16 protein-coding genes are annotated in these 24910 nt (G+C 67.1%); 12 read left to right on the plus strand and 4 right to left on the minus strand.

Annotated features, from left to right (window positions below; translation table 11 throughout):
* Nucleotides 1-33 precede the first annotated feature (33 nt).
* Both Q5H93_RS11090 and Q5H93_RS11095 read left to right on the plus strand, forming a co-directional pair.
* Complete coding sequence (locus tag Q5H93_RS11090) at nt 34-1740, plus strand: Ig-like domain-containing domain (RefSeq protein ID WP_305006598.1); 1707 nt, start codon at nt 34-36, stop codon at nt 1738-1740.
* A 196-nt stretch (nt 1741-1936) separates the two neighbouring features.
* Nucleotides 1937-3736: a T9SS type A sorting domain-containing protein gene (locus tag Q5H93_RS11095; RefSeq protein ID WP_305006599.1), complete on the plus strand. Its 1800-nt coding sequence runs from the start codon at nt 1937-1939 to the stop codon at nt 3734-3736.
* A gap of 126 nt (nt 3737-3862) precedes the next feature.
* On the opposite strand, the gene Q5H93_RS11100 is transcribed toward Q5H93_RS11095, so the two are convergent.
* Both Q5H93_RS11100 and Q5H93_RS11105 read right to left on the minus strand, forming a co-directional pair.
* The gene (locus tag Q5H93_RS11100; RefSeq protein ID WP_305006600.1) at nt 3863-6181 is read right to left on the minus strand and encodes a T9SS type A sorting domain-containing protein; all 2319 of its coding nucleotides are present in this window, start codon (nt 6179-6181) and stop codon (nt 3863-3865) included.
* Nucleotides 6182-6328: 147 nt separating this feature from the next.
* Nucleotides 6329-6580: a hypothetical protein gene (locus Q5H93_RS11105; protein WP_305006601.1), complete on the minus strand. Its 252-nt coding sequence runs from the start codon at nt 6578-6580 to the stop codon at nt 6329-6331.
* Nucleotides 6581-6895: 315 nt separating this feature from the next.
* Here Q5H93_RS11105 and Q5H93_RS11110 point away from each other — a divergent pair, with 315 nt between their 5' ends.
* The 3 genes from Q5H93_RS11110 (at nt 6896) to Q5H93_RS11120 (ending at nt 13519) form a co-directional block, all read left to right on the plus strand.
* Complete coding sequence (locus Q5H93_RS11110) at nt 6896-7528, plus strand: hypothetical protein (protein ID WP_305006602.1); 633 nt, start codon at nt 6896-6898, stop codon at nt 7526-7528.
* 132 nt (nt 7529-7660) lie between these two features.
* Nucleotides 7661-12994 (plus strand): T9SS type A sorting domain-containing protein, encoded by a 5334-nt coding sequence (locus Q5H93_RS11115; RefSeq protein WP_305006603.1) that lies wholly within the window; start codon nt 7661-7663, stop codon nt 12992-12994.
* A 126-nt stretch (nt 12995-13120) separates the two neighbouring features.
* Nucleotides 13121-13519 (plus strand): hypothetical protein, encoded by a 399-nt coding sequence (locus Q5H93_RS11120; protein WP_305006604.1) that lies wholly within the window; start codon nt 13121-13123, stop codon nt 13517-13519.
* Between the two features lie 64 nt (nt 13520-13583).
* On the opposite strand, the gene Q5H93_RS11125 is transcribed toward Q5H93_RS11120, so the two are convergent.
* Nucleotides 13584-14003, minus strand: a complete 420-nt coding sequence (locus Q5H93_RS11125; RefSeq protein WP_305006605.1) for a hypothetical protein — start codon at nt 14001-14003, stop codon at nt 13584-13586.
* 118 nt (nt 14004-14121) lie between these two features.
* On the minus strand, nt 14122-14748 hold the full coding sequence (locus Q5H93_RS11130) for a helix-turn-helix domain-containing protein (protein WP_305006606.1): 627 nt from the start codon (nt 14746-14748) through the stop codon (nt 14122-14124).
* 606 nt (nt 14749-15354) lie between these two features.
* Between Q5H93_RS11130 and Q5H93_RS11135 the strand changes: the two genes are divergently transcribed.
* The 7 genes from Q5H93_RS11135 to Q5H93_RS11160 all read left to right on the plus strand — a co-directional run.
* A complete protein-coding gene (locus Q5H93_RS11135; protein WP_305006607.1) occupies nt 15355-15534 on the plus strand; it encodes a hypothetical protein in 180 nt (59 codons plus the stop codon).
* A gap of 12 nt (nt 15535-15546) precedes the next feature.
* A complete protein-coding gene (locus tag Q5H93_RS24290) occupies nt 15547-15852 on the plus strand; it encodes a phage tail-like protein (RefSeq protein WP_501991644.1) in 306 nt (101 codons plus the stop codon).
* Entirely contained in the window at nt 15810-16040 is a 231-nt protein-coding gene (locus Q5H93_RS11140) for an NHL repeat-containing protein (protein WP_305006608.1), read from the plus strand. The genes Q5H93_RS24290 and Q5H93_RS11140 overlap by 43 nt, the downstream gene beginning before the upstream one ends.
* 150 nt (nt 16041-16190) lie before the next feature.
* On the plus strand, nt 16191-19340 hold the full coding sequence (locus Q5H93_RS11145) for a DUF8693 domain-containing protein (RefSeq protein ID WP_305006609.1): 3150 nt from the start codon (nt 16191-16193) through the stop codon (nt 19338-19340).
* 73 nt (nt 19341-19413) lie between these two features.
* Nucleotides 19414-19632 (plus strand): PID-CTERM protein-sorting domain-containing protein, encoded by a 219-nt coding sequence (locus tag Q5H93_RS11150; protein WP_305006610.1) that lies wholly within the window; start codon nt 19414-19416, stop codon nt 19630-19632.
* 219 nt (nt 19633-19851) lie between these two features.
* Complete coding sequence (locus Q5H93_RS11155; protein ID WP_305006611.1) at nt 19852-19980, plus strand: hypothetical protein; 129 nt, start codon at nt 19852-19854, stop codon at nt 19978-19980.
* A gap of 177 nt (nt 19981-20157) precedes the next feature.
* A partial coding sequence (locus Q5H93_RS11160; protein ID WP_305006612.1) for a beta strand repeat-containing protein occupies nt 20158-24910 on the plus strand: 4753 nt, incomplete at its 3' end.

Raw genomic sequence — 24910 nt, forward strand, 5'->3', positions numbered from 1 at the left:
TCCGCTACCTTTGAAAGAAAGTTTCAACTTCTTATGAAGCACCACTACTTCTACCGTTCGCTGGCCACAGTAGGGCTGCTGCTCACCGTCGTGGGCTTCAGTGGGGCCCAGGCGCCGGTTATCACCGCGGTGGTGCCGATGGCCAATGCTGGCAGCGTAGCTCCCACGGCCCCGCTCACGGTCAGCTTCAGCCAGCCGCTGGCGGCGGGGTCGGCGGCAGCCCTCCAGGTATTCAGCAGCCAGCGCGGGGGGCTGCGCACCCGGGCGGTGCCGGCCACGGTGAGCGGCAACACGCTCAGCTTTGCGCCCACGGCCTTTTCTTACCAGCCCGGCGAGGTGGTGCAGTATAGCGTGACCACTGCTGCGGCCAGCAGCAGCGGAGCCCTGGCCCGCCCGCAGGTGGGCCGGTTCGCGGTGGCCACGGGCGGCACCGGTGCGGGTTACTTTGCGCCCGCAGCGGCCACTGCTGTAGGCAACCAGCCGCAAGGGCTGGCCGTGGGCGACCTTGACGGGGATGGTGACCAGGACTGCGTGACGGCTAACAACCTCGACAGCAACCTGAGCATATGCCTCAATAATGGCAACGCTGCGTTCGCTGCCGGCGCTACTATTGCCCTGCCCGGCCAGCCCTTGGCTGTTGCCCTGGGCGACCTTGATGGGGATGGCGACCTCGACCTGGTGACCAGCTACCCGCCCGGGGCGCAGCCGGGCGGCGTGCAGGTAATGTTTAACAATGGTGCGGGCGTCTTCGGCTCCCCCACCACCGGCCGGCTGGGCAATGTATCAGCTTATCCGCTGACCCTGGCTTTGGGCGATGTGGATGGCGATGGCGACCTTGATGTGCTACTGGCCGATAGCCAGGTTCAGGCGCTGAGCGTGCTGCTCAACAATGGGGCGGGGAGCTTCGCCGCAGCAGCCACGAACATTCGGATGTGGAATCCGCCGTTTGGGCTGGTCGTGGGCGATTTCGACAACGATGGCGACCTGGATGCCGCTATGTCGGCGGGTAATGGAGCCTATGAAATTGTCTTACTGCTCAACGATGGCCGGGGCGGGTTTCAGGTCGGCAGCACCTTGCCAACGCCCGGCGGCAGCTACCGGGTGCTGGCCGACGACCTTGACGGCGACGGCGACCTCGACCTGGTGAGTACCAACTATTTTCAGGCCATTGTGCACTTCAACGACGGTACCGGCCAGTTTGCGGCGCCCGTGCGGCTGACCTTGGCGGCCACCAACAACCTGGTGGTGGCTGATGTGGACCACGATGGCGACTCTGACCTTGTTACCATCAGCCAGAATAGCAGCAGCATCACCGTGCTGCTCAACAATGGCAGTGGCAGCTTTCAGGCTGGCCCCAGTGTCTTCGGGCGTCATGGGGTAATGCAGGTGCTGGCTGGCGATGCCGACGGCGATGGCGACCTTGATTTATTTTATACCACTAATACCCCCGTCAGCGAAGTACACCTGTTGCTGAACGGGCCTCGGCCGGGCCTGGGCACTACCGCCACCGCCGCCGCTGCCAACTGGCGGCTCACCCCCAACCCAGCCACCAGCAGCTGCCTGCTAACCGGCGTGACTTCCCACGCCCCCGTGCAGCTGCTCGACGCCTTGGGCCGCTCCGTGCTCATGGCCACGGCCGATGCTGCCGGCACGGCCCGCCTCGCGCTGCCCGCCGGGCTGGCCCCCGGCCTCTACCTGGTGCGCAGCGGCGGCCGCAGCCAGCGCCTGCTGGTGGAGTAGCGCAGTTTGGTATGGAAGCAAGCACTTTGCAGCGAGCGGGTGCTTGGCGCCAAAGGCGCTGCGCGATGTACTTCAGGTGGCTGAGTGACACCCTGAGCCTTTCGTGCAACGTTTTGGGGTAGGTGGCGGTCACCCGGCAGGCCGGCAGCTGGGTAAGAGCGGGCCGTCTTTTCTTACTCACCATCTCCTTCACGCTATGTTTCCTCTTTTTACTCCTTCCCGTTTGCTGGCCGTTGGGCTGCTGGTAACTGCTGCCGGTTCGGTAGCCGCGCAGGGCCCGGTTATTCTGTGGACTAATCCCCGGGCAAATGCCCTGACCGCCTTTCGTACCACCGGGCCCTACATCAATTTCAACCAGGCGCTGCTGCCGGGGGTGACCGATGGCCTCCAGGTATTCAGCCAGCAGCACGGCGGCCGGCGCACCCACCGCACCCCAGCGGTACAAGGCGGGCACTCGCTCCGGTTTACGCCGGCAGACCGGCCCTACCTGCCCGGCGAAACCTTGCAGTACAGCCTGACCACGGCCGTGGCCAACGCTACCGGCCCGTTGCCGGCGGGCCGCATCGGGCAGTTTACCACGGCCGTGGGCGGCACCGGGCGGGGCACGGCCTGGGCCGCGTCGGAGCTCGCGGCAGGCTTTGCCCCCCGCAGCCTGACCGTGGGCGACGTGGACGGCGACGGCGACCTCGACCTGCTGACCACCACCGGCGTGGTGAACGTGAGCCTGAACGGCGGCGACAACAGCGGCTCCAACACCGCCCGCTTCAGCAATGGCCAAACCGTGGTGGTGGGCAGCTCCCCCAGCGCCGTGCTGCTGGCCGATATCGACAACGACGGCGACCTGGACCTGCTGACGGCCAACGCTACCACCAACGGCACCGTGAGCGTGCGCCTGAACGGCGGCAACGCCAGCGGCTCGGGCACCGGCATCTTTAGCGGCACGCAGGAGGTGCTGGTGGGCGCCATGCCCAGCGACCTGGCCGTGGGCGACGTGGACGGCGACGGCGACCTCGACCTGGTGACGCCGCACTACGTGAGCAACACCGTGAGTGTGCGCCTGAATGGCGCGCCCAACCTGCCCAACACGGTGGGCAGCTTCGGGGGTGGCCGCCAGGTGGCCGTGGACGCGGGCCCCGAGCGCGTGGCCCTGGCCGACGTGGACAGTGACGGCGACCTCGACCTGCTGACCAGCAATACGGTAAGCAATACCCTGAGCGTGCGCCTGAATGGCGGCGACGCCAGTGGCTCCAACGACGCCCAGTTTACCAACGGCTACGACCTGCCCCTGACCGGGCAGGTGACGGGCTTTACCGTGGGCGATGTGAATGCCGACAGCCACCTCGACTTGGTCGTGTTGAATGCGGCCCGTGATGCCAGCACGGCCACCGTGTACCTGAACGCCGGCGCGCTGGCCAGCCCGACCGCGCACTTCGCCCGCGGGCAGGTGCTGCCCCTGGCCAACGGCCCATCGGCCGTGCAGCTGGGCGACCTGGATGCTGATGGTGACCTCGACCTGGTGACCACCCACGGCGATGGCCCGAGTGGCAGCGTAGCGGTGCATCTGAACGGGGGCAACCCCACCGGCAGCAGCCCCTACACGTTTGTTAACGGCCCGACCCTTGCCACCGGCAGCGGCCCCTACGACCTGGCCCTGGCCGATATGGACGGCGACGACGACCTCGACCTGCTCACGGCCAACTACGCCGGCACCACCGCCAGCCTGCGCCTCAACGGCGGCACGGTGCTGGCCACCACGCCCCGCCAGCTGCCCGATTTTGCTCTGGCCCCTAACCCCAGCTCCGGCGCTACTCCCGTGCGCACCACCGGCCTGGCCGGCGCCGCTCCCGTCACCGTGCTCGACGCCCTGGGCCGCCCCGTGCTGCACACCACCGCCGATGCCGCCGGCACGGCCACACTCCGGCTGCCCGCCGGGCTGGCCCCCGGCCTCTACCTGGTGCGCAGCGGCGGCCGCAGCCAGCGCCTGCTGGTGGAGTAGGGTATGCTGCCGGCGCAGGCCGGGCCCGCACATGGTTATCAGCCAGCAAAAAACCCCGCCTGGATATTCAGGCGGGGTTTTGTCGTTATTCCGGCAATCAGTAGAGGGCAGCGCGCCCGGGCGCGCCTACTCCACGGCCAGGCGGGTGGTGGCGGTTTCGGCACCGGCCTGCACCCGCACGGTGTAGAGGCCGGCGGCCAGGGCCGCCACGGCCACCGGCGCCTGGGTGCCGGCGGGCGCAAGGGCGATGGACTGGCTGAGCACGGTCTGGCCCAGCGCGTTGAGCAGCGTGAGCTGGGCGGTGCGGGTGGCGCCCAGGGCGGGCAGACTTAGCGTGAAGGTGCGGTGGGTGGGGTTGGGGAACACGCTGACCACACCGCCGGCCAGGGCCGCCCGGGTGGCCGTGCCCAGCACCGTATCGAAGGTGGTGGTGAGCGGCACGGAGGTAGCCCCGCCGGGGTAGTTGGCCACGATGGTGACGGTGTAGTTGGTGCCCGGCAGCAGGCTGCTCAGCACCAGGGGCAGGGTGCTTACGGTGAACGAGGTAGCCGGGCCGTTCGGGGGCGTGAGGGTCACGGTGTAGTTGCTGGCGCCCGCCGCCGGCGTGAAATTGAGGCTGGCGCCGGTGGCGGTGATGTTGCTTACGGTGGCGCCGGTGGGCGCGGGGGCCGGGGTGGTGAAGGTGGTGGTGGCGGCCGTCGAGGTCTGGCCGCCGGCGCAGGTCGTCGTCACGCTGACGGTGTAGGTGGTGCCGGCGCGCAGTCCGCTCAGGCTCACGGGCGAGCCGCTGGCCGTGCTGACGGTGGCCGTGCCCCCGGCGGGCGTCAGGCGCACGGTGTAGGCGCTGGCCCCGGCGGCGGGCGCGAAGGTGAGCGTGGCGCCGGTGGCCGTGGTGCCGCCCACGCTCAGGCCCGCGACGGGCGGACAGACGGGGGCCGCCGTGCCGCTCACGCAGATGGTGAAGGGGCCGTCATCGACGAGGCGAAAGGAATACACGCGCACGTAGTAGGTGGTGCCCACGGTGAGGCCCGCCAGCGTCGCGGTTTCGGTGCCGCCGGCGGCGGTGGCATCGGCGCAGCCGATGTTGGTGCCGGGGCAGGTGCCCGCGCGCACGTCTATCACGGCATCGACGCCGGTGCCGGGCACCACCGTCACGTTGTGGCTGGTGCCGGTGGCCGTGAACTTATACCATACGTCGTCGTCGGCCGTGCCCGAAACGCTGCCGCAGCGGATGGCCGGCAAGCTCTGGGTGGCGCCCACGGTGGTGCCGGCGGTGGGGCTGGCGCACCCGCCCGGCGTCAGCTGAATGGCGCCGGCGCACTCATCGTTGGCGAGGCCGGACGCGGCGGCCGTGGTGAAGCTGACGAGGCCGGGGGCCGAGGTAGTGCCGCCCGCGCAGTTCGTCACGATGCTCACGCTGTAGGCGGTGTTGGCCGTGAGGCCGGTCAGGCTCACCGGCGAGGTGGTCACGGTCTGGCTGAAGGCGGTGGTACCGTTGGGGGCCGTCACCACCACATTGTAGCTGCTGGCCCCGCTTACGGGCGCAAACGTGAGCTGGGCCGCGGTGGCCGTGATGCTGCCCACGCTGCCCGTGGTGGCCGCGCAAGTGGCAGCCCGGGGCTCAAAGCGGAACGTGCGGCCGCGGTCGGGGCCGTAGCCCAGGCGGAAGTTGAAATTGGTGCCGCTGTACGTGCCCTGGAAAAACACCGCGCTGCTCCAGGGGTCGTTGATGAGAAACTTGCGGGCCAGGATGTCTTCGTTGCTGCTCAGGCCCTTGATGCCCACCACCGCCGGGCGCGAGGCCGGCGGGTTGTTGGTGTAGGAAGCGAAGCTGTAGGCAAACTCGATGGCGTTGCTGGTTTCGTAGAGGCGCACCTGAAACTCGAAGCTGCCGAACTGGCTTTGGTTGGTGGCGCCCGGGCGGTCGGTCACGTTTTTCCACTGCACGGTGCAGACGCGGTTGGGGGCCGTGCCGGTGGTAGCCACCCGGTATTCGGGCGGCACGGCGTTGGTGGCGGTGCTGGCCTGCAGGTCGAAGTTGAAGGGGGCCAGCAGGTTCACATCGTCCGGGCTGAGGCTGGTGATGGGGTCGACGCCCGCGCGCTGCACCTCGAACGTGGGGTAGAGGTTGGCCACCGAGGGCGCGCTGCTGCCGAGGCGCATAATGCCGTTGGTGTTCAGCACAAACTGCGTGAACGTGGTGCCGTTGTAGAAAAACGGGAACCCAATGTTCTGCGGGGCCGAGTTGGCGTTGTCGGTGTTGCTGGTGCTGATGACGGTGCCGCCGCTGATGGAGGCGTAAAAGCCGGCCGTGTTGGTGGCCTGTGCCGGGTAGTAGTTCCAGGCCTGGGCCTGGGCCGCCGGAGCGGCGCCCAGCCCACCCAGCAGGCCGAGGGCCAGGGCCCAGCCCCGGGTGCGCCCCGCAGAAAGTAAACGAGTAATCATAGTAGCAGAAGGAAAGAAAAAAATGGCCGTTTGCCGGTTGACTTAGCCAGTGTAAAAGCCGGCAAGGTAGCGCAAAATGGCGTTTCCAGTACGCAGAAGCCCAAAATACTGGAATAGCAGCCCTGCGCTAACGGCCGGAGCGGCCGCCTACCTTGCGCCGTTGGCAGCAGTTTGCCGGCGGGCATTGGCAGCATTCAGGCGAGTTTCAGCGGCAATGGCGCGGAGCTTCGCGGTGGCGGCGCGGGACTTCGCGGTGGCGGCGCGGGGCTTCGCGGCGACGGCGCGAAATCCCGCGCCGCCGGTGCTAAAACTTGCACTTCCGTCGCAACTGCCCGCGCAGTGCTTACCATACACGTTGGGCAGCAGCGGGAGGAGTATCGGCGTGGTGCGGATTCTCATTTCGGGACGGCTACAGCCCGGCTTGCAGTCACCGAATTGCACATTGCCCGGGCCAAGACCGGTGAAAGGGGCGCCAGGGCTGGCCCTGACAGCCTTATTCCTATTTTTCCAGCATTGGGACAATTTTCCCATAATGAGCCGGATAACTACCGTAGAAACGGCCTTTTGCCAGGGTTGAAAAACTTTTTTCAGGGGCCCAGCCTCGCTGGCGCCAGCAGGAAGGGGGTTTTCGACCGTTACGCGCCCTCTAAAGCAGCTAACTGGCACAGCGCTTGATAGCTGCCGGGCAACCCTTCATCTTAACTTCTTTTTTACATGAACCAGGACTGGTTACCCTCTCAGGATGCAAAGCTGTTTGCGTTCTACACCAACTTTGTGGCCAACATCGACGCGGCCACCGACGCCCTCAAGCTGCCGGCCAGCACGTTTGCAGTGGCCAAAGAAGCCGCCCAAAACTGGCTGGACTGCTACATCGTGCGCCGCGACGCCCAAAAAGTGCTCAACGACGCGCAGGAAGCCTGCCTGACGCAGGCGCCCCTGACCGAGAAAGCCATTCGGGCGGCCGCCAAGCAAATCAAGAGCATCATCAACGTGCCCACCAAGGTGCTGACCAGCCTGGAACTGACCAGTAGCGGCGAGGCCCCGCAGGAGCGCGCCGCCGCCCAGGCCCCAGTGCTCAAAGTGACGGTAGAGTTGGGCCTGGTGGTGCTGAAGTACGTCAAGCACGGCCACCAGATGCTCGACCTCTACGGCTGCCGCACCGGCGAAACCGAGTTTACCAAAATCGACCGCTTTAGCCTCAACCGCATCGAGGACCGCCGCCCCAACCGGGTGCCCGGCCAGCCCGAGCAGCGCGACTACTACGCCGTGTTTGTGGACAAGGACCAGCAGGTGGGCGAGCAGAGCGCCACGGTGAGCGTGGTGGTGGGCTCGCGGCCCGGGCAGTAGGGCGCGGCGGGGTTTAGCGCCCGGCAACAAAACCAAGAGAAAAAGACGCAGGCCAGTAGCTTACCCAGCGACTGGCCTGCTTACTTTTGTCGCCTTATCACTCACACCTTATTTTCTTTCAATTTTTCGCCGATGAGAAATCCGCTACACCTGCTGGCCCTGCTGGTCTTGTTATTAATTGGCCGCCCCGTCTGGGCCAGTACCCCGCCCACCGCCGGCCGCCCCCTGGCCGAGGCCCTGAACGCCGACGGCACCCTGAAACCCGGGATGGCCGGGTCGTTCGACCCCAAGGGGTATGAGCTGGTGGACGTGGCCGGGAGCCGGCAGCCGCAGTTCCGGCCCGTGAGTGCCAAGCGCACGCAGGGCGCGGGCGACGAGAAGTGGCGAAATGGGTTTGACCTACCGGGTACTAATGGCATCATTCGAGCCATGGTTCGGGTGGGCTCGGTGTTATACTTGGGCGGTGACTTCACCATTGCGGGCAATGTGGTTGCCAACCGCATTGCCCGCTGGGATGGTACGGCCTGGGGCACGCTGGGCACTGGCTTCAACGGCACGGTGCACGCGCTGGCCGTGGGAAGCACCGGCAACTTGTATGCCGGGGGCGAGTTCACTACCGCCGGGGGCACGGCGGCTAACCGTATTGCCAGCTGGAACGGCACAGCCTGGAGCACACTGGGAAGCGGGGTCGACGGCCCCGTGTATGCCGTGGCCAGCAGCGGCGGCACGCTGTATGCCGGCGGCAGCTTTGCTACGGCTGGTGGCACCGCCGCCAGCCAGATAGCCAGCTGGAATGGGACCACCTGGAACTCCTTGGGCACGGGCATGAATGGTAGTGTGCGCGCCTTGGCAGTGAACAGTAGCGGCCTGCTCTATGCCGGGGGCGAGTTTACCACGGCCGGTGGGGCCACCGCCAACCGGATAGCCAGCTGGAATGGCACCACCTGGAGCACGCTGGGGAGCGGCTTTTCTTACTACAATGACCCCTTGTGTTCCATCTATACCCTAGCTGTTACGAGCAACGGCACCTTGTACGCCGGCGGTTTCTTCTCAACCGCCGGGGGCACCACCGCCGCCGCAATAGCCAGCTGGAATGGCACGAGCTGGAGTGCGCTGGGTAATGCGAGCGGTGTCGTGTATGCCCTGACGGTGGATGGAAATAACAACGTGTATGTGGGAGGCGCTGGGTTCTCAACCGGACTCTCAAGTGGCTTCAATGCTTCCGCGCAGGTTGGCCGTTGGAACGGCACCAGCTGGAGCCTTCGAGGCGGAAATGCCCTTAACGATATTAAGGCGCTGGCCTTGGACGCCAGTGGCAACCTGTATGCCGGGGGCGAAATGAGAAGCATTCAAAACCCCTACTCTGACCGAAATATCTACCTGCCGTTTCTTGCCCGCTGGAATGGAACCACCTGGGGGCCGGTCGGGCCGGGCGTCAGCAGCCAGGTGCGGATGATGGTGCTCGACGGCACTGGGGGCGTGTACATCGGCGGCGAATTCACTACTGTGGGCGGCATTGCGGCTAGTCACGTAGCGCGCTGGAACGGCACCGCTTGGAGTGCGCTGGGCCTGGGCGTGAACGATGATGTGGTCGGTATGGCTCTGGATGCCAGTGGCAACTTGTATGTGGGAGGAAGATTCACCGAAGCCGGTGGTAGTCCTGCGTACTGCATAGCCCGCTGGAATGGCAGCACTTGGAGCGAGGTAGGCACGGGCTTGGCTGGCACCGTGGCTACTATTCTCATCGCTGGCAATACTATTTATGCCGGAGGCAGCTTCACGATGGCTAATGGAGCTTCGGCTAACCACGTAGCCCGCTGGGATGGCACTTCCTGGAGCGCGCTGGGCCTGGGGTATACCAACGGCACGAATGCTCCTATCCTGGCCTTGGCCATGGACAACAGCGGCAACTTGTATGCTGGGGGCGAATTCACGACGGCCGGGGGTCAAACCGCTAACCGGGTAGCCCGCTGGAATGGCCGTGCCTGGAGCGCCCTGGGCTCGGGCGTCAATAATTTCGTCAATGCCTTGCTATTTGATGCCAGTAACAACCTGTACGTCGCGGGGGGCTTCACGACGGCTGGCAGCGCCCCGGCCAACCGGATAGCGCGCTGGAATGGCACTACCTGGAGCACACTGGGCACGGGCCTTAATAATGGTGCAACAGACCTGCGGTTTGATAGTGCAGGCAACCTGTACGTCGTGGGAGGCTTCACCACAGCCGGGGGCGTCCCGGCCAACCGGATAGCGCGCTGGAACGGCACTACCTGGAGCGCCGTAGCAGGTACCGGAACCAATGAGATTATCTACGCGCTGCAGCTAAACGGCAGCAATGGCCTGTACGTGGGTGGCCGCTTTACGGCAGTCGGCGACGGCAGCAAGGCCATGGCTTTCTTCGGTGCCTATGATTTTAATGCCGTTGCCCCCACCATCGCCGCCCAAGCCTTTACCCTGCCTGAAAACAGCGCCAATGGCACCGCCGTGGGCACCGTGCAGGCCACCGGCAGCAGCCTCAGCTACAGCCTCACGGCCGGCAACACCGGCGGGGCCTTCGCCATCAACAGCAGCACCGGCGCCCTCACCGTGGCCAATGCCGCCGCCCTCGATTACGAAACCACCCCCAGCTTCGCCCTCACCGTGCAGGTGACGGACGGCACCACGCCCGCCACCGCCACCATCACGGTGAACCTGACTGACGTGGACGACACGCGCCCTACGGTGAGCATCAGCAGCTCAGCCGGGGCCAACAATGGCAGCACCAGCACCACACCCCTTCCCTTCACGGTCACCTTCTCGGAAAGCGTGACGGGCTTCGGGCAGGGAGATGTGACGGTGACCGGCGGCAGCATCGTGCCGGGCAGTCTGACAGTACTAAGCCCCAGCACCTACACCATCCAAGTGACGCCGACCAGCAGCGGCAGCCCCGTGACGGTGAACGTGGCCGCCAACGTGGCCCAGGACGCGGCCGGCAACGGTAACACGGCCGCCACGCCCTTCAGCATCACCTACGCCCAGCCGCAGACGGCCGCGCCGGTGGTAACCGCTCCGGCCCACGTGAGCCTGAGCAACGACAACACTCCCACCTACGAGGGCACGGCCCCCGCCAGCTCGACGGTGACGGTGCGCGTGGACGGCGCGGCCATCGGCAACACCACGGCCACGGCCGGCGGCACCTGGAGCCTGACGCAGCCCACGGCCCTGGCCGACGGCACCCACACCGTGAACGCCACGGCCCAAACCAGCGGCGAGCTTGTGAGCCCCGTCAGCAACACCAACGGCTTCACCATCGACACGGCCGCCCCGACGGTGACGCTGAGCAGCGGCACCGCTTCGGGCGGCACCACCACGACCTCGCCGCTGAGCTTCACAGCCACGTTTAGCGAAAGTGTGACGGGCCTGGCGGCCGGCCATATCACGGTGACCAATGGCACGGTGACCAGCGGCCCGACGGGCAGCGGCACCACCTATACTTTCCAGGTGACGCCCACCACGCCCGGCACCGCCACCACGGTAAGCATTGCCGCCAACGTGGTGCAGGATGCGGCCGGCAACGGCAACACCGCCGCCGCCACCTACTCGCTGACTTATTTGGTAACCAGCGTGACCTGGAACGGCAATACCAGCACCAACTGGTTTACGGCCGCCAACTGGACACCTGCCCTTGTGCCCACCGCTACGCTGAACGCCACCATCCCCAATGGCCGCCCCAACTCGCCAGCCATCACGGCCGGCACGGCTTCGGTGCGCAACCTGACCATCAACTCGGGGGCTACCCTGACCCAAGGTACTGGCACGCTCAACGTGGCCGGCAACGTGACCAACAACGGCACCTTCGCGCCCACCGGCGGCACGGTAGGGCTGGGCGGCACCACCCTGAGCAACATGCTGGGTTCGTCGCGCGTGCGCTTCTGGAACCTGACGGTGGGCGCCAACGGCGCGCAGGTGAGCACCTCGGCCGGCACCTCGGTGCGCCGCCTGCTCACGCTCACGGCCAACCTGACGACCAACGGCAACGACTTCGTGCTGGAATCGGACGCGGCGGTCACCGGCCTGGTGTATAACAACGGCGGCGTTATCAGCGGCAACGTGACCGTGCAGCGCTACATCGCCCCGACGACCAACGCGGGCGCGGGCTACCGCCACTACTCGGCGCCGGTGAGCACGGCCACGGTGGGCAGCCTGGCCACGGCCGGCTTCACGCCCGTGGTGAACCCCGCCTACAACTCGCTCGCCCAGCCGGGCTTTGCCGCGCCCTTCCCCACGGTATATGGCTACGACCAGAGCCGCCTGAGCTTGACCAACGACCTGGACTTTTTCTCGAAGGGCTGGGTGTCGCCGGCTTCGCTCGGCGACCAGCTGACCGTGGGCCAGGGCTACTCGGTGAACATCAGCGGCGGCCAGACCCTGGCCGTGACCGGCCCGCAGAATAACGGTACCTATACCCAGACCCTGGCCCGCGGCCCGGTGCGCGGCACGCCCGACCAGGCCGGCTGGCAGTTGGTGGGCAACCCCTACCCCGCCCCGCTCAACTACGCGCAGGTAACGGCGGCCGACCGCCCGAACCTGGATGGCACCATGTACGTGTACGCCAGCAGCGGCCCCTACACCGGCACCTACGGCTTCTATAACAACGGCATCGGCAACATCAGCCCTATCATTGCACAGAGCCAGGGCTTCTTCATGCGCGTGAGCACCGGCCAGACCAGCGGCTCGCTCACCTTCCGCAACGCCCAGCGCGTGACGAGCTACACGAACCCGACCTACCAGCGCACGAACACCACCCGCCCGCTGGTGCAGCTCGACCTGCAAGGTGCCAACGCGGCCGACCCGCTCTACGTGTACTTCGAGCAGGGTGCCACCGCCGGCCCCGATGCCGAGTTCGACGCCGTGAAACTAGCCAACCCCAGCGGCCTTAACCTGAGCGCCGTGGCCGGCAACGTGGAAATGGCTATCGACGCCTTGCCTCTACCCGGCGCTACGGCCGTGACCGTGCCGCTACAGGTGCGCGTGCCCGCCACCGGCACCTACACGCTGCACGCCGCCAGCATCGTGAACCTGCCCGCCGGGATGGTGGCCTACCTGCGCGACCGCCAAACCGGCACCGTGCAGGACCTGAGCCAGCAGCCCGACTATTCGTTCGCCTTCAATGCCGCCTACACGGGCGTGCGCTTTGAGCTCTTCTTCACGCCGCAGCGCGTAACGGCGGTGGCCCCGGCCAGCCTGAGCGCGCAGGTGGCGGTGTTCCCCAACCCGGCCCACAAGGCGGTATTCGTGGAGCTGCCTGCTACGCTGAGCCGCGCGGCGGTGACGGTGACGCTGGTGGATGCCCTCGGCCGCACGGTGCTGACGCAGCCGCTGACCGGCGCCAGCACCCAGCTCGCGCTCGACGGCGTGGCCGCAGGGGTGTATGCGCTGCGCCTGCAAACCGCCCAGGGCACCATCACCAAAAAGCTGACGGTGGAATAATCCGGCCTCAGCCCTAATGCTACAATTCAATTGAAGGGCGGCCCACTGGGCCGCCCTTCTGCGTTGGGTGGCTGCAAGTTGGCGGCCGGTAGTATCTTCGGGCGTATTTACCTGTTTTACGCCCCCATGCAGCCCGAGTCCGCTGTTCAGCCCACCGAGGAAACGCCCGCTTCTCAGCCCACCAGCCGCCGCGCGCGGCTGGGCGAGGCCGCCACCAAGCTATTGCCGCTGGTGAAGCTACTCGACGCCATTCAGCCCCAGGTGGGGGCCGAGTCGGTGTTTCGCACCCGCCGCAAGAAAATCCGCGCCCACTGGGACGAAGTGTACGCCGAGCTGCGCCAGGAGCGGCCGAGCCGGCAGGCTCTGGCCCACGCCTTCCAGGCACTCACCGAGCTGGTGCGCGACGAAGTGCACGATGTGAGCAAGGACGAAGTGAAGCAGGCCGCCAAGGAGCTGGCCCTCGCCACCCTCAAAAATGCTCCCGCCCTGCTGAACGCCGCCCGCCAGGCCCGCCTGCTGGACTGAACAAAACGAAAGCGCCCCCGGCCAGCTGGCCGGGGGCGCTTTTGCTTGCGTGGGGTGCAAGGCTTTATGCCGACAGCCCGTCGTGGTGGACTTGCACGTCGGCAATGGCCTGGCTAAGGATGGCGACCTGGCCGTCGACCTGCGTTTCGTCTACCTGCTCCAGGAAGGCGGGAGCCCCGCCGCTGGCGGCGGCGCGCTTCGCGAGGCGGGCCTTCTGGTAGGTGGCCGTCAGGTGCTCGTCTTCGTAGCGGGCGCGGTCGGCATCCGAGAGGTCGGGGCGGGCCAACTGGCCGTCGAGGTACGTCACCCGGTTAGTAGCCGTGGTGAGGCGCGAGCTCAGGGAAGCCTGGGCGCGGCCGGCCTGCCGGTCTTGGAAGTCGTCGTTCTGGTCGCGGTTCTGGTAGCCGTCGAGCTCGGCTTCGAGGGCGGTTTTGGCCGTGATGCACTCGGCTCGGGTTTTGAGGAGGCTTACGTCGTATGCCATAGGAGTAAAAGGGTTGATGGTGAGAAAAATGTTTCGGCTCAAATGTAGCAGACAACAAACTCATCTGGTACCCGGGCCACCAACTTTATTTTTCTTCTCACCCACTAAGGGCCAGCGGCTACGGCCCCAGCAAGGCGGCCAGCGCGCCAGCCTCAGCTTCGAGGGCTTCGGCGCGCAGGCGCAGCAGGTGGTAGCGGGCGCTGGCGGCGGGCGGCAGGGTGGTGGGACGCTGGGCCAGCCAGCGGTGGCGGTACCAGGCTTGCCAGGCGGGCCAGTCGTGGGCGGGGTCGGGCTCGGCCTGGGGGCCGGGGTCGGGGGGCAGGGCGGCGCGCAGGGCGGGCAGGGCGGCGGCCCAGCGCTGGGCCACCTGGGCCTGCCGGGCCAGGGCGTCGGCCTGGGCCAGCAGGCCCGCCGCCTGGTGCCGGCACTGGCGCTGCCGGAAGGCCAGCGCGGCCGCATCGGGGGCGGGGGTGCCGGGCGGCAGGGGGGGCGGGGTGGGCGGCAGGGGAGAAGGGAGCGGGGCAACCGCCGCTTCCTCGGCCGCCGGGCCGGGGGCGGGTAGCTGCAGCTGCAGGGGTAGCAGTGCCACCTGCACCGCGAGGCTAAGCGGGCGCTGGCCGCTTTCCAGCGCATGCACCAGCGGCGCGCTGATGCCTAGGTACAGGGCCAGCTCGGCCTGCTGGAGGCCAAACCAGGCCCGCACGCGGGCCAGCGGGTGGGACGAATAGGCGGCGCGGCGGGGCATGGCGAATGCGGAAAAGCTGTGAAGTATTTTGCTAAAAAGTAAAAATACTTCACACCCGGCGGCGAATTTTTGTGAAGTATTTTTTGGGTGATTTCAAATACTTCACAAGCTGGCTCCGGCCGTTGGCGTAGCGCTGCCTCAGGCGCGCCCTGCGCCCCACCCACCGCGTGGATAGCCCTGCGCGGCCTCGGCGCTACCGGCGACAAGGTCCTCTCGGCAACACCGGCCCCCGCTGCCCTGCCACCTTCCTACGGCCTCAAAGGGGGAGGACGAAGCCCGGTCCGCCTCAACGTTTGAGGTTAGAGCGGTTTCGGAGTTAGTGTACAGGCCGTGCGCAGTAGCGCGAACTTTGTAGTTCGCGTCCCCGCGCCTTTCGGTGCGCAGTAGCGCGAACTTTGTAGTTCGCGTCCCCGCGCCTTTCGGATAGCGTGAACGGCGCGGGGACGCGAACTACAAAGTTCGCGCTACTATCCACTAACCCCGAAACCGCTCCAAGCCTCAAAAAGCTTGCGGCTGGCCCCCGGCTGGGGGGGCTTGGTGGCCGCAACCATTCCCCACGCCCGGCCATCTGCCGGGCTTTTTCTTTTTCCCCCTGCCGCCTGCTCTATGTCTGTTCGTCCGTGCCCTGCCCGTCCCCGCATTGTAACTACCTCCGTTCGCTCCTGGTTTCGGCTGGCGCTGCTGGCTGGCCTGCTGGGCGGTGGTGGGGCAGTCCAGGCGCAGGGCGTGGGCATCGGCACGGGGGCCACGGCGCCCGATGCCTCGGCCGCGCTCGAAGTGAAATAGACCACCCAGGGGCTGCTGCTGCCCCGGCTCACGGCGGCCCAGCGGGCGGCCATTGGGGCCCCGGTGGCGGGCCTGACCGTGTACCAGACCGACGGCACGGCCGGGCTGTACTACTACAACGGCAAGGGCTGGCTCAACAGCACCACCGGCTATATTCCCGCCGCCGACGGCACGGCCCTGGCCGCCCCAATCAGTTTGTCGTTAGCACGCTGGCGCGCCTGGCCGGCAACTTTGGCGCCACCGACGCCACCGGCACGGCGGCCCGCTTCGGCAACGTGCCGGGCATCTGCGCCGACGCGATGGGGACGGTGTACGTGAGCGACGCACTCTGTCACAACATCCGCCGGATTATCCCCGCCGGGGCGGTCACGACGGTGGCCGGCAGCACCACCGGCAGCCCCGGCACCCCGGCCCGCTTCAATGCCCCGACCCGCCTGGCGGCCGACGGGGCCGGCACGCTGTACGTGCCGGATTTTGGCAATAGCACCATCCGGGTGATTCGCTGACGCGGGGCCTCATCCCCCAGCCTCAAAAAGTGAGGATGAGCCTCAAAGTGCTTGCTTAGAGCGGCGGGCGGGGGGTGTTTTGTGCCCACAATTCAGCCGCGCCCGGCCGGTTGCCGGGCCTTATCTCCTTTTCACCCCCCATTCTTCTTAATGAAACACTTCCTTCACCTTCCCAATTCCCAGCCCCGCGCCGGGTGGCCATGGCTGCTGGGCCTGCTGCTGGTGTTGCTGGCCGGCCCCGCCGCGTGGGCGCAAGCGCCCACCCTGACCAGCGTCAATCCGACTACGGCCCCGGTGGGCGCCACCGTCACCTTTACTGGTACCGACTTCACCAGCCCCGCACGCGTCGTATTTAACCCATTTGTGAGTGGCGGGATGTTGTTCGGGGGCGTTACGGCAACTGCGACGGTCGTGAACGCCACCACCATCACCGCGACGGTACCGGCAGGCCTGTTTGCAGGTGCCACCACTGTGCTGGTTTCCACCTCCGGTGGCTTGTCCAATACGGTAGCTTTCAGCGTGGCTGAGGTCCCGACGGTATTCAATCCGATGGGCAGCACGACCGCGACCGCCACGACGGCTACAGTGGTGGGCAGCGCGTCGGAGAACGGAGGACCCATTACCGACCGGGGCGTGGTGTATTTGCCGGGCACCAGCACCGCGCCCACGCTCGCCAACGCCACCGTGGTGCAGAATGGCACCGGCCCGGGCAGCTTCAACACAACCGTGACGGGCCTGACTCCCAGCACCACCTACATCTACCGGGTGTATGCCACCAACGTGGCCGGCACGGGTTATAGCTCCGCCGGCACCTTCACCACCAGCGCCCCTGCCCCGACCCTGACCACTGTGTCGCCGGGGAGTGCCCCGGTGGGCGGCACCATTACCCTGAACGGGTCGGGGCTGAACCGCCTCACGTCCGTTGTGTTTTCGGGCACGACCAACAACGTCGTGAGTTCTTCCAGCTACACTGTCAATGCGGCCGGAACGCAAATTACGGGCCTCGTGGTGCCCAGTGGGGCCATCACCGGCACGTTGCGGGGGGGCTACTCCATCTCAAATGGCGGTTTCCCGCCAATGTTCTTTCCCGTCAACACCAACGCGCTGACGTTCACCGTGAGCGCGGCCGGGCCCACCGTCACGGGCCTCTCGCCCACGGCGGGCATCGCGGGCGATGTAGTGGTGATTACGGGCACGGGCTTCACCAGCGGCAGCACGGTGAGCTTCAACGGCACAGCCGCCAGCGTGACTTTCACCTCGGCCACCAGCCTGACGGCCACGGTGCCCACCGGGGCCACCAGCGGCAACGTGACTGTGACCACGGCGGGCAGCACCTCGGCCACGGGCAGCGCCAACAACTTCACCGTGTACTCCGACCTGACCATCAGCACCGGCAGCGCCGCTAGCCCGGTGAGCATTGCGGCCGGCACCTACAACAACATCACCGTTACGGCCAACGGCTTCGCCACGCTGACCGGAGCCGTGGTAGCCAACGGCACCGTGCTGGTGACCAGCGGCGGCAGCCTGAACACCAACTGCCAGGCCCTGACCGGCAGCGGCGACTTCACCCTGGAAAGCGGGGCTACGCTCTACATCTGCGATGCCGCCGGCATCAGCAGCAGCGGCAGCACCGGCGCCGTGCAGCTCACCGGCGACCTCACGTTTGACCAGGACGCGAGCTACGTGTACAACGGCACGGCGGCGCAGGTGACCGGCGAGGGCCTGCCCTTCAGCGTGCGCAACCTGACCCTGAGCAACCCCACGACCCTGACCCTGTCGCAGGGCGTCAGCATCATCCAGGTGCTCAACCTGACCGGGGCGGGCAACCTCGACCTCAACGGGGAACGCCTGACCCTCAGCAGCGGCTCCACCAGCGGCACGGCCCTGGTGGTGAACGCCGGCACCGGCCGCGTGCTGGGCAGCACGGCCAGCGTGCGGCGCAGCTACGACGCTAGCCTCAACGCTGGCCTCGGCTACCGCCACTACGCTGCTGCCGTCAGCGGTGCCACTGTTGACGACCTGGAATACGGCCGGGGCAGCTCCTTTGCGCCCAATCCGGCCTACAATACCTCGGCCACGCCGGGCACCGTCACGCCCTACCCCAACATCTTCGGCTACGACCAGAGCCGCCTGGCCACGACCACCAACGACCAGTCGGCCTTCGACAAAGGCTGGTTCTCGCCCGCCGCTACCGATGCCGTGGCTCCGGGCACGGCCTACACCATTAACATCCGACCACAACCCGTAAGCGTCATCGGCACGCTCAACACCGGCGACTACACCCGCACCCTGGCCCGCAACGCCGGGGCCACGGCCGCCGACGCGGGCTGGCATCTGGTGGGCAACCCGTACCCCGCCCCGCTCGACTGGAGCCAGGTGGCTGCCGCCGACCGCAACGGCCTCGACGCCGCCATGTACGTCTTCGAGAGCACCAGCCAGTACGCGGGCCAGTACCGCAGCTACGTCAACGGCCAGGGCAGCGGCGACCCGCTGGTGGGCTCCTCGCAGGGCTTCTTCGTGCGGGTAAGCAGCGGCCAGACCAGCGGCACGCTGACCTTCCGCAACAGCCAGCGCCGCACCAGCTACGCCGACCAAGCCGTGGTGCGCCGCAACGCCGCCGACCTGCGCCCGCAGCTGCAGCTGGCCCTGGCCGGCAACGGCCTCACCGACGCCCTGCACGTGTATGCCCAAGCCGGGGCCACGGCTGGCCTCGACAGCCAGTTTGACGCCGCCAAGCTCAGCAACCCCACGGGCCTGAACCTGGCCGCCCTGGCCGCCACCGGCGAGCAGCTGGCTATTGATGGCCGCCCGGCCTTCGCTGCCGCTACCAGCATCCCGCTGTTCGTGGGCGTGCCGGCCGCCGGCAGCTACACCCTCACGGCCGCTAGCTTCGCCAACCTGACCGGCGCCCGCGTGGAGCTGGTGGACAACCTGACCAACACCCGCACCGCGCTGACGGCCGGCACGAGCTACGCCTTCACGATGACGGGCTACACCGCCCCCGGCCGCTTCTGGCTGAACCTGACGCCCGTCGCTGCCCCGCTGGCAACGTCAGCGGCTAGCCTCGAAGCCCAGGTGCTGGCTTACCCCAACCCCGCCCACGGCCAGCTGACGGTGCTGCGCCCCGCCGCTAAGGCGGCCAGCGCCACGCTGCTCAACAGCCTGGGGCAGAGCATCCGCACCCTGGCCCTGCCCACGGCCGAAACGACGGTGGACCTGCGCGGCCTGGCCGCCGGGGTGTACACGCTGCGCCTCACGCTCGACGGCCAGCCCGTGGCCAAGCGCGTGGTTATCGACTAAAGGTGATGGGCTCCCACCTCCGTAAGGTGGGAGCCTCATCCAGCTTTTCTTGCCTTTTACTGCTTTCTTCCTGATGAAACAATTCCTTGTAATGACTCTCTTGTTGGCCGCTGGTGCCCTGACGCAAGGCGCAATGGCCCAGCCCGGTGGCGGCGGCCCCGAGCCCGGCCCCGGCAATGGTGGCGGCGGGGCCACCGACGTGCCCATCGACGGCGGTGTGAGCTTGCTGCTGGCTGGCGGGGCGGCCTATGGGGTGCGGCGCCTGCGCCAGCGCGCCAGCCGCCTCCGGTAAAGGCTTGGTGCCTCCTACCACTTGTGAAGCCCGGTTGCAGCAATGCGGCCGGGCTTTTTGGTGGCTGGGCGCGTGGGGGAGGGGAGAGCCGGTCAGCTCGTCCTCAAAGAATGAGGCTAAGCCTCAAAATGCTTGCTGGCGAATTGCTTAGCCTGGCATATTTGCAGCTCAAATGTCCTTCTCACCCGGCCGTTGGCCGGACATTTTACCTGTTTCGCCATGCCTTTCCGCTTTTTTCGTCCCGCTACCCGCGCTTTCCCTTCTCACACCGTGCAGCCCTGGCTGTGGCTGGCGGTGGTCAGCGGCGTGCTGGCGCTGGTGGTGGCCGGCACCGCGCTGGCCGGGTGAGCCCTGGCGGCCGGAGCGGTGCTGCCCGGGCCGCCCGGCCGGGGAGTAACCTCAAAGATTGAGGTTGAGCCTCAAAAACCTTGCCTACGGTGTTTGGTCAGAGGACTTTTGTGCGTTCGTAATATTCCTTGCCCGGCTGGCCGCCGGGCATTTTTTTCACCCTTTTCCCTTACCTACATGGAAAAATCTATTTTACCCCCCACTAGCTTGCGCCCCGGCCGGGCTGCCTGGCCGGGGCGCCCGCTGCTGTGGCTGCTGGCCCTGCTGCTGAGCCTGGCCGGCGCGGCCCAGGCCCAGGTAACCACCCTGAGCTACACGGGCGCGCCCCAAACCTACGTCGTGCCGGCCGGCATCACCCAGCTCAAGGTGGTGGCGCAGGGCGGCAGCGGCGGCAGCAACGGCGCGGTGGTGACGGCCATCGTGACCGTTACGCCCGGCGAAACCCTGACCGCCGTGGTCGGCGGCGAGGGCATTTATGACCAAACCGGTTCGGCGGGCGGATACAACGGCGGCACCAAAGGCGACGACCTCGACTTTGCCAACGAGAACTACGGCGGCGGCGGCGGCGGGGCCACCGACCTGCGCCGGGCCATTGGCAACGGCAGCACCGGCGACTACCTGACCAGCCGCAACGCCCTGGTGGTAGCGGGCGGGGCCGGCGGCGGCGGCTACAACGAAAACGGCGGCGACGGCGGCACGCCCAACAATGCCGATGCCCCCAACGGCGGCGGCGGCGGCGGCACAGCCAGCGGCCCAGGCGCAGGCGTGGGCACGGGCACGAGCGGCGTGAACAACGTGGGCGGTGCCGCAGAGGTGGGCAGCTACAGCGGCGGCGGCGGCGGCGGGTATTACGGCGGCGGCGGCGGTGGCGGCGGGGCCGGCATTGGCCTGGGCGGCGGCGGCGGCTCGTCGTTTGTGACGGCTACCGGCAGCAGCGGCACCAGCTACGCGCTGGCGACTACCTTCGGCAACGGCTCGATTACCCTGAGTCCGGTAGTGCCGGGGCTGACCGTGACCGCCGTGAACCCCACCAGCGGGGTGCGGGGCTCGAGCGTGACCATCACTGGCACCGGCTTCACCGGGGCCACCGGCGTGAGCTTCGGCCGGTGGGCCGCCAGCAGCTTTGTGGTGAACTCCAGCACCCAGATTACGGCGGTGGTGGCCAACGCCACATTCACCGGCCCCCAAGTGGTGTCGGTGACCAATGCCAGCGGCACCAACTCCGGCACGGTTACCTTCACGGTGGTCTTGCCGGCCAGCGTCGGCACCAGCAACCCCGTCGTAACCGGCACCACCGTCAGCCTGGGCGGGACGGTGAACAACGAAAACGGCAACACCGTGACCGAGCGCGGCGTGGTATACAGCACCACCAGCAACCCGCCCACTACGGCCGACACCAAAGTGGTTATCAATAGCGGGGCAAGCGCGGGCGGTACCGGTTCGTTTTCGCAGGCCGTGAGCGGTTTCCCGCTTTCTACCACCTACTACGTGCGGGCCTATGCCATCAGCAGCGTCGGCACCAGCTACGGCGCGGTGCGGCAGTTCACGACCGGCAGCGGCTCCACCCCCACCATCACCAGCATCACCCCCACGAGCGGCCCGGTAGGCACGAGCGTGGCCATCACCGGTACCGGCTTTTTGCTGGGCGGCAATAACGTGCGCTTCAATGGCGTGCTCATCACCTCGGGCAGCACCAACTCGACCACCAGCATCACGGCCGTGGTACCCAACGGGGCCACCACCGGCAACGTGACGGTGCAGAACTCGAACGGCACTTCCAACGGCGTGCCCTTCACCGTGCTCTCGGCCCCAAGCGTAACGACCAACGCGGCCACCAGCGTTGCTTATAACAGAGCCACCTTGAATGGCAACGTGACATCCGACGGCGGCTTTGCCGTAACCGAGCGCGGCTTTGTGTACAGCACCACCATCGTGGCTCCAGATATCAGCAACGGCACGCAGGTGGTAGTAGGCAGCGGCACGGGGGCCTTCTCGCAGGCCATCACCGGCCTCAACTACAACACCACCTACTTTTTGCGGGCCTACGCCATCAACAGCCTGGGCACGACCTACGGCAGCGATATCGCCTTCACCACGCCGGGCCTGCCGGCCAACTTCCCGACCATTTCGAGCCTCAGCCCGAGCAGCGGGCAGGTGGGCGAGAGCGTGACCATCGGCGGCACGAACTTCGTGAGCGGCAGCACCTCGGTTACCTTCAACGGCACGGCGGCTACCAGCGTCACCGTGAACTCGGCTTCCAGCCTCACGGTGCTCGTGCCGGCCGGGGCCAGCACTGGCTTCATCCGCGTAACCACCCCCGTGGGCACCACGATGCAAAACCCGAACTTTACCGTATTCGCTCCGGCAACGGTGACGACGGCGGCCGTGACGGGCATCGGCAACCTGAGCGCCACGATGGGTGGCAACGTAACGGCCGACAATGGCTCGACCGTGAGCGAGCGCGGCGTGGTGTATAGCAGCATCAACCCCACCCCTAACATCTACGACGTGAAAGTGGCCATCGGCAGCGGCACGGGCGCTTTCTCGCAGGCCATCACCGGCCTGACGACCTACACCGTGTACTACGTGCGGGCCTACGCCTTCAACGGCGCGGGCACTTCGTATGGGGCCGTGGTGCAGTTCCGCACCGACCCCACCGCGCCCACCCTCACCAGCCTCTCGCCCACAAGCGGCCCGACGGGCACCAGCGTGACCCTGACCGGGGCCGACTTCCTCAGCGGCAGCACGGTGAGCTTCGGCGGCACGGCCGCTGCCAGCGTCACGGTGAACTCGCTCACCAGCATCACGGCCGTAGTGCCCGGCAGCCTGCCCGTGGGCAGCGTGAACGTGAGCGTGACCACGGCTGGCGGCACCACCACCAGCCGGGCCTTTGACGTGAAGGCAACCCCCACCGTAACGACGAACGCCGCTACGAACCTCACCACCACTTCGGCCACGTTGGGCGGCAACGTGACGGCCGACGGCGGCCTAGCCGTGACCGAGTACGGCGTGGTGTACAGCACCAGCAACGCCACGCCCACCACGGCCGACACGAAACTGCCACTTGGCAGCGGCACGGGCAGCTTCTCGCAGACCCAGACAGGCCTGATGCCGAGCACCACTTACTACGTGCGGGCCTACGCCACCAACAGCTTGGGCACCAGCTACGGCGCCGTGCAGCAGTTCTCGACTCAGGGAAGGCCCATCGTGACCACGGACGCGCCGATAGGCATTACGCCCACTGGCGTAACGTTTGTGGGTAACTTGATTTCCGAGGGCGGCCAGCAAACCGAAATCGGCTTTGTGTACGTGCAAGGCACCAGCACCCCAGATATTACGGACGTTAGCCACACGAGGCTGGTAGCGAACGGCGGCTTGGGCAGATTCACGTTTACCGTGATTAACAGACTGACCCCCAACACGCAGTACACGGTGCGGGCCTATGCCAGAAACGGCAACGGTACCAGCTACGGGGTCAGCCAAACCTTCTTCACCACAACCGACCCGACGGTGACCACGGCGGCTCCGACCAACATCACCCGCTACGCGGCCACGCTGGGCGGCAACGTGACATTTGACGGCAACACGACCGTGACCGACCGGGGCGTGGTGTACAGCACCAGCAACGCCACGCCCACCACGGCCGACACGAAACTGCCACTTGGCAGCGGCACGGGCAGCTTCTCGCAGACCCTGACCAACCTGACGAACGGCACCACCTACTACGTGCGTGCCTACGCGACCAATGCCGTGAGCACCACCTACGGCGCCGTGCAGCAGTTCACGGCGCAGGATGCGGCCGTGTACTGGCCCCTAGCCCTCACCGGCTTCAACGCCGATGTGGTGATGCGGAATATCAGCAACTCCCCCGCTAACGAAACCACTGCCAGCGTGGATGGCGGCTCGCCGGGCTACGTGTTCTACGAACGCGGCTACCAAGGCACGACCAGCCCGAACGGGCTGCCGACGGACGGCCGCTTTACCAGCGCCGTTACCAGTGGCCTGCCCTACCAGTTGCAGCCCTACAACATCAGCTTTGCTGGCAACAACTCGTTGCGGCTGGCTCCGGGAGCTAGCGGCACGCTCACCTTGGCCCCCAACTACGTGGTGGTGAAAAAGCTGTACGTGCTGGCGACTTCGGGCGGGGGCGCGTCCACGATTTCGGTGACGATGAACTTCAACAACGGGGCGCCCCAGACCGTAACCGGGCTGGCCGTGCCCGACTGGTTCAACGGCGCAAACGCGGCCCTGTCGGGCTTTGGCCGGTTGCTGCGAAGCACCACAACGGGGCAAAGCGTAGACAACAGCAACGCCGGCAACCCGCGCCTGTACGAAATTCCGGTAACGCTGCCGATTCAGGCCTACGAGGATTTGGCCCTCTTGCAAATTGACATCACCAACGATGCCAGTAGCGGCGGTGTGGTGAACGTGATGGCCATCACGGCTGAGCTGACCCCGACGACCCTCAGCGCTGGCACCACCACGATTACGAACGTGGTTCAACTCTTCACCCTGCCCCCCGGCACTACCGTGCAGGCCCAAGGCTGGGGCGGCGGCGGCGGCGGCTCTGGCGGCGGCGGCGGCGGCGCGGCCTACGCCACCACCACCCTCCCGGGCAACAACAATTACGTGGTGGACCCCGGCGCGAACGGCCCCAACAACTTCAACGGCACGGCCAGCGTGGTGACGACCGGGGCCGGCACGACGGTATTGCGGGCGCAGCCGGGCCTGGCTAGCTCCACCGGCAGCCAGGGCGGGCTGGGCGGCACGGCAGCCGCCAGCTTCCCCACCGCCGGGGCCGTGAGCGGCACCAACGGCACCGACAGGCCCGGCAATTCGGGTGGCGCGGGCGGCGCAGCTGGTGGGCCGGGCGGTGGCGCAGGCGGCGTGGCTGGCTCCCCCGGCGTGGGCGGCGGCGCAGGCGCGGCCC

Origin of the sequence: Hymenobacter aranciens, assembly GCF_030580865.1 — a bacterium.
Classification (GTDB): Bacteria; Bacteroidota; Bacteroidia; order Cytophagales; family Hymenobacteraceae; genus Hymenobacter; species Hymenobacter aranciens.

What these genes read in the sequence shown, in the direction of transcription:
- Q5H93_RS11120 (WP_305006604.1), top strand. Translation starts at nt 13,121, where the DNA reads ATGCAGCCCGAGTCCGCTGTTCAGCCCACCGAGGAAACGCCCGCTTCT.
- Q5H93_RS11130 (WP_305006606.1), bottom strand. Translation starts at nt 14,748, where the DNA reads ATGCCCCGCCGCGCCGCCTATTCGTCCCACCCGCTGGCCCGCGTGCGG.
- Q5H93_RS11125 (WP_305006605.1), bottom strand. Translation starts at nt 14,003, where the DNA reads ATGGCATACGACGTAAGCCTCCTCAAAACCCGAGCCGAGTGCATCACG.
- Q5H93_RS11105 (WP_305006601.1), bottom strand. Translation starts at nt 6,580, where the DNA reads ATGAGAATCCGCACCACGCCGATACTCCTCCCGCTGCTGCCCAACGTG.
- Q5H93_RS11100 (WP_305006600.1), bottom strand. Translation starts at nt 6,181, where the DNA reads ATGATTACTCGTTTACTTTCTGCGGGGCGCACCCGGGGCTGGGCCCTG.
- Q5H93_RS11145 (WP_305006609.1), top strand. Translation starts at nt 16,191, where the DNA reads ATGAAACACTTCCTTCACCTTCCCAATTCCCAGCCCCGCGCCGGGTGG.
- Q5H93_RS11090 (WP_305006598.1), top strand. Translation starts at nt 34, where the DNA reads ATGAAGCACCACTACTTCTACCGTTCGCTGGCCACAGTAGGGCTGCTG.
- Q5H93_RS11110 (WP_305006602.1), top strand. Translation starts at nt 6,896, where the DNA reads ATGAACCAGGACTGGTTACCCTCTCAGGATGCAAAGCTGTTTGCGTTC.
- Q5H93_RS11115 (WP_305006603.1), top strand. Translation starts at nt 7,661, where the DNA reads ATGAGAAATCCGCTACACCTGCTGGCCCTGCTGGTCTTGTTATTAATT.
- Q5H93_RS11095 (WP_305006599.1), top strand. Translation starts at nt 1,937, where the DNA reads ATGTTTCCTCTTTTTACTCCTTCCCGTTTGCTGGCCGTTGGGCTGCTG.
- Q5H93_RS11135 (WP_305006607.1), top strand. Translation starts at nt 15,355, where the DNA reads ATGTCTGTTCGTCCGTGCCCTGCCCGTCCCCGCATTGTAACTACCTCC.
- Q5H93_RS11150 (WP_305006610.1), top strand. Translation starts at nt 19,414, where the DNA reads ATGAAACAATTCCTTGTAATGACTCTCTTGTTGGCCGCTGGTGCCCTG.
- Q5H93_RS11155 (WP_305006611.1), top strand. Translation starts at nt 19,852, where the DNA reads ATGCCTTTCCGCTTTTTTCGTCCCGCTACCCGCGCTTTCCCTTCTCAC.